This window comes from Mesorhizobium captivum (assembly GCF_033977165.1).
Lineage (GTDB): Bacteria > Pseudomonadota > Alphaproteobacteria > Rhizobiales > Rhizobiaceae > Mesorhizobium > Mesorhizobium captivum.
Genome location: NZ_JAVIJB010000088.1, coordinates 1 through 5293, shown reverse-complemented (window position 1 = coordinate 5293; position 5293 = coordinate 1). Strand labels below are relative to the sequence as shown.

The window sequence follows — 5293 nt, the reverse complement described above, 5'->3', positions numbered from 1 at the left end:
GCTCAGCGCGCCGTCGACGATGTCGACCGCGACCGTCGGGTTCTCGGTGTCGATGGCAACCGTGTCGCTGCCACCAGCGCCAGCGTTGCCGGCGGTGTCGGTATAACTACCGGCCGTGACCGAAACGGTGCCAATGCCATCATAACCGTCTGCCGCCGTGAACTTCGCCGTATAGTGCGAAGCATCAATCATCTGAAAGTCAGTCAGCGTGCCGTGAGACGCCGTAACGTCGGACGCGGCGAAACCCGTCACCGGGCCAGTGAATGTGAACGTTACGACCGAGCTGTTGTCGCTATCACTTAAGGCAGAATCGACAATATTGACGGCTACGGGAACCGTGCCGGTACTATCGAGAACCACGACCTTCTCAATACCCGTGACCTTGAGATCAAGCGTTTTGAAGGTATAGACCGAACTATCGGCCTGGCCGGTTTGTGCGCTGATGTGCGCCGGAAGCCAAACGTTCCTGAAATATGAAATCTCCGCAATAATTGCGGCATCGCTCAGTTGGGCCGCGCTAAGCCATATCTGCAAAGTGTCGGCGTCGGGTGTGGATCCGGTTTTGCCGAGTTGCACCGCGCCGTTTCCGCCATCATAGGAGTCGTACCCAGCAAACGCAGTTCCGCCAAGCGTGTTTTGAGTGGGCACGGTTCCGACCGTGGCCTGGTCTGTTCCGGAATAGAGGGTTCCACCTGTTATTGTCTGCGTGGAACTGGTGAATGTGCTGCCCAGAAGGTATTGGTTCTCGAAGGCCTTGTAGATCAGGATGTCCGATCCCGATCCACCAAGCACCGTGTCAAAGCCGCTGCCGCCATTGAGGGTATCATCGCCCGACCCGCCGTTCAGGCGATCATCTCCAGCGCCCCCATTCAGTATGTCGGCTCCGCTGCCGCCAACCAGATTGTCGCTGCTGCTCGTGCCGACAGTCGAACCCATCTTATCCCCCTGCGGACAGACGCGCGCGGCGCCTGCTCATTGGCCGTCCTACAGACGGCTGACCACCCCATGCCGAAATGGATCGGCGCCCAGTCTTTGGGGGAGGAAAGAATCAGAATGCCATGCAACCAGTCGCAACCCGACGACCCGGCCCATGAAAGGCCACCCCAAATGGCGTTCACAGACAGGCGGTGGCTCGATGGTGATGGCTGCGACGGCTACAGATAACCGCGCTGCGTTTCCCCTACCCCAGTAGCGCCGTAACTCGTTGTTGCCGGTCGGGAGATAATTTACGCTACCCTGTATATTAGGATATTATTAACTCTATCGCCGCGTCAACGTCGGATTCGATGAATAGTTAATGACAAAAAGCGTACTTGTACGCGCGTGTGGATACCTGCATCCATCTGGAAATGGCGCCACAAGGATTACCGCTCAGGTGAAACGGATCGGCGGTTCAGCGCTCACACAACCATCTTGCCGGGCTTGCCGCCGCGCTCGGCAACCGCCTTCTCGACGGCGCGCTTCAGCTCGTCCTTGATCTCGACCGTGTCGGCCATCAGCGTCTCGATCTTGAGGAAGTCGAGCACGCGGTATTTCGAGACGGCCGGGCGGATGAGGATGTCCGGCGGGTGCTGCCGCAGCTTGTTGGCGATGATCGACTGCATCATCAGCTGCGTCGCGCCATACATCAGGTCGACGGTCGTCGGGTGCTTGCGCTCGACGTCGCTCGGCGCCCCTACAACGTCGATGGCGATGATGATGTCGGCATCCTGCTCGACCAGATCGAATGGCACGGGATTGTAGATGCCGCCGTCGATCAGCACCCGGCCGTCGCGCGTCACCGGGCGAAACACCGCCGGAATGGCGGCCGACGCGGCCAATGCCGATTGCAGGTCGCCATCCGTGAAAACGGCGAGCTTATGGCCGAAATAGTCGGTCGCCGTCACCTTGAGCGGGATTTTCAGCTCCTCGAAGGTCGCGGGGATCGCCTCGGGCAGGAAGGCCTTCAGGATGCGCTCGACATTGAACTGGCCGACGCGGATGCCGCCCTGCATGGCCTCCGCGATCGTGCCCGGCCGCGAGCGCCACATGCGCGCGGCCACCTCGGCGTGGCTGCCGAGGATAGCACGGCTGTAGTCGTGGATCTCCGTCCCCCGCATGCCGGCAGCCATGCCGGCGCCCATGATGGCGCCGATCGAGGAGCCGGCGATCGCCACCGGCCTGATGCCGAGCTCGTCCAGCGCCTCGATGGCGTGGATATGCGCAAGTCCCCGCGCACCGCCGCCGCCAAAGGCAACCGCGAAGGTCGGGCTCATCCCTTGCCACGCCCCGCCACCTGCACCAGCGGCGGACCGATGACCATCACCGCCGGATCGGCCGACAGGAGCTTCCTCGCCGCCGCCTTGACGTCCTCCAATGTCACCGCGTCGATCAGCGCGGCACGGCGCTTGATATAGTCGATGCCGAGATTGTCGAGCTGCAGCTCGACCAGCGTCGAGGCAATAGAACTGGAAGAGTCCAGGTTGTTTATGGCGTAGGCGCCGATCGTGTATTTCTTGGTCGCCGCGAGCTCTTCCGCGGTCGGCCCGTTCTGCGCCATCTCCTTCACCACCTGGCGCACGATCGACAGCGTCTCGGCGGCGCGGTCCGAGCGCGTCGCGGTCGTGACCAGCAGGGCGTTGGAATGCTCGTGATCGACGAGGTCGGAGCTGACGCCATAGGCAAGGCCGCGCTTTTCACGCACCTCCTCGTAAAGGCGCGAGGTGAAGGTCGAGCCGCCGAGAATCTCGTTCATCAGCACGGCGGCGTAGAAATCGGGATCGCTCCGTTTCACGCCTGGCCAGGCAAGCTGCAGGGAGGTCTGCGGCAAGTCGTAATTCACTTCTAGCTGTTGGCCGAGCTTGGGTGCGATGTCGGCAACCGGGGCCAGCATCTGCTTGTCCGGCAGGTCACCGAACACCTCGTCCAGCTTGCCGCTCAGCGTCGCGGCATCGATGTCGCCCACCACCGCCACATGCAGTCCGCCGCGCGCGAAATTCGCTTTGTGGAAGGCCTTGATATCCGCGGCAGTGATGGTGGCGAGGCTCTCCTTGGTGCCTTGATCCGGCCGCGCATAGGGATGCCCGCCATAGATCGCGCGCAGCCAGCGCTGCTGGGCGATGGTGTCGGGATCGCGCTCATTGGCAAGGATGCCGGAAAGCACCTGGGCGCGGATGCGGTCGATCGGCGCCTGGTCGAAGCGCGGGCTGTTCACCGCCAGCTTCAGCAGGCCGAAAGCCTCGTCCTTCTGGTCGGACAGCATGCGCATCGAGCCATAGGTGCCGTCACGCGCCGCCTGAAAACTCATCTCGGCGCCGGCATCGTCGAGCTTCAGTTGGAAGGCTCCGCTGTCGAGATCGCCGGCGCCTTCGTCGAACAGGCCGCTCATCAGGTTGACAAGGCCTTCTTTCCCGGCGGGGTCCTGCGCGGTGCCGCCGTCGAAGACGAAGCGGACGGCAACCAGCGGGATCGAATGGTCTTCCACCAGCCAGGCGGAAATGCCCTTCTTCGACTTCACCTCCTGGATGTTCATCTCCGCGTGGGCGGCAAGCGCCGGCAGAAGCAGGAAGAACAGGGCAAAGCAGAGGGTGGCGACGGCTCGGTAGAGCCCTCCTTCTCCCCTTGTGGGAGAAGGTGGATCGGCGCGCAGCGCCGAGACGGATGAGGGGTGTTGGAAGGATCGCCGTCCTTGCCAAGCTGGAACACCCCTCATCCGACCTCGCTTCGCGAGGCCACCTTCTCCCACAAGGGGAGAAGGGAATAACGTGCGGCGCATGCGCATCAGGCCAAAGCTCATCATCAATTCCCCGCCTGTTGCTGCGGCAAGAGATAGCCGGTCGTCGAATGGTCGAGCAGGAGATAGCGAGCGGCCGCCGCCTTGACCTCTTCGGCGGTGACCTTGCGGATGCGGTCCGGCCATTCCAGCACATCTTTCACATTGCCGCCGGTGGCGAGCGTCGAGCCGTACATATTGGCCATGTCGTCCTGCTTGTCGCGGGCAAAGATCATCGAGCGGACGTAGCGGGTCTTGGCCCGCTCAAGCTCGTCGTCAGTGACACCGTCCTTGACGATGCCGGCGATCTCGGCGTCGACCGCGGCCTCGACATCGGAAAGCTTGGCGTCGCCGCGCGGCGAGCCATAGACGGTGAAGTTGGTGGCATCGAGCATGGTGCCCTGAAAATAGGCGCTGGCCTCGGAGGCGATGCCCTGCTTCACCACGAGCTGCTGGTAGAGGCGGCTGTGGTTGTCGCCGCCCAGGATCTCGGCCAGGAGGTCGAGCGCCTCGGCCTCGCCGGGCTTGGCGGTATGATAGGACGGCACCACCCATTGCGTCGAAAAGCTCGGCACCGAGACGCGCGCATCTGTGAGCGTCACGGTGCGCCTGGTGTTCTGGTCGGGCTCGACGGGTCGGATGCGCGGCCGCAGATCCGGCCCGCGCGCGATCTTGCCGTAGGTCCGTTCGGCCATCGCCTTGACCGCATCGGGATCGACGTCGCCGGCCACCACCAGCACGGCATTGTTCGGGCGGTAGTAACTGTCATAGAAGGCCTTGGCGTCGGTGCGGTTGAGCTGCTCCATCTCCTGCATCCAGCCGATCACCGGAATGCGGTAGGGCTGGTTCTGCCAGAGCGTCGCGTCGACCTCCTCGTCGAGCACAGCCTGCGGATTGCTGTCGATGCGCGAGCGGCGCTCCTCCAGGATCACGTCGCGCTCGGTCTTGATGACGTCGTCGGTGAGGATGAGGTTGCGCATGCGGTCGGCCTCGAAACCCATCATCTCTTCGAGCGCCGAGGGCGGCACCGTCTCGTGAAAGGCGGTGTAGTCGTAAGAGGTGAAGGCGTTGTTCGAACCGCCGATCTCGGCCACGGCGCGGTCGAACTCGCCGGCAGCGTGATTGGCGGTCGCCTTGAACATCAGATGCTCGAAGAAATGGGCGATGCCGGATTTGCCGGGCGGCTCGTCGGCACTGCCGATCTTGTACCACACCATATGGGTGACGATCGGCGCGCGATGGTCTGGAACGACGACCACTTCCATGCCGTTGTCGAGCAGGAAATCCTTGGCCTCGGCTTCGTCCCCGGCCCGCGCCAAGGCCTGCGCCGCGAATGCCAGCGTGCCGGCAAGGAGTGCTGCGCCCAGCCCTCTGGTGCTCAATGTCATCAAATGCTCCGGTTTCGGTCGCGCGACGATAGAAAAGGTTCGCTGACGAGGCAAAGTGATTTGTTCGTCATTTTCGAGGCGCTTGCGCCTTTTCCTTCTCCCCTTGTGGGCTAGTGTGCGCACACATTTGCTTCGGGTTCATATTTGGGAGGCC

The 5293-nt window shown here is 62.8% G+C and carries 4 protein-coding genes; all 4 read right to left on the bottom strand.

Going from position 1 to position 5293, the window contains the following annotated elements; genetic code table 11:
- Window positions 1-936, bottom strand: a 936-nt coding sequence (locus RFM40_RS33175) for an Ig-like domain-containing protein (RefSeq protein ID WP_320279022.1), incomplete at its 3' end; no start/stop codon positions are given.
- A 464-nt stretch (window positions 937-1400) separates the two neighbouring features.
- Window positions 1401-2255 carry a patatin-like phospholipase family protein gene (locus tag RFM40_RS33170; protein WP_320279021.1) on the bottom strand — a complete coding sequence of 285 codons (855 nt, stop codon included), beginning with the start codon at window positions 2253-2255 and terminating at the stop codon, window positions 1401-1403.
- Window positions 2252-3691: a M16 family metallopeptidase gene (locus tag RFM40_RS33165; protein WP_320279020.1), complete on the bottom strand. Its 1440-nt coding sequence runs from the start codon at window positions 3689-3691 to the stop codon at window positions 2252-2254. The genes RFM40_RS33170 and RFM40_RS33165 overlap by 4 nt, the downstream gene beginning before the upstream one ends.
- A gap of 86 nt (window positions 3692-3777) precedes the next feature.
- Window positions 3778-5139, bottom strand: a complete 1362-nt coding sequence (locus RFM40_RS33160) for a M16 family metallopeptidase (protein ID WP_320279019.1) — start codon at window positions 5137-5139, stop codon at window positions 3778-3780.
- Between the last annotated feature and the right edge of the window lie 154 nt (window positions 5140-5293).

What these genes read in the sequence shown, in the direction of transcription:
- RFM40_RS33170 (WP_320279021.1), bottom strand. Translation starts at nt 2,255, where the DNA reads ATGAGCCCGACCTTCGCGGTTGCCTTTGGCGGCGGCGGTGCGCGGGGA.
- RFM40_RS33165 (WP_320279020.1), bottom strand. Translation starts at nt 3,691, where the DNA reads ATGAGGGGTGTTCCAGCTTGGCAAGGACGGCGATCCTTCCAACACCCC.
- RFM40_RS33160 (WP_320279019.1), bottom strand. Translation starts at nt 5,139, where the DNA reads ATGACATTGAGCACCAGAGGGCTGGGCGCAGCACTCCTTGCCGGCACG.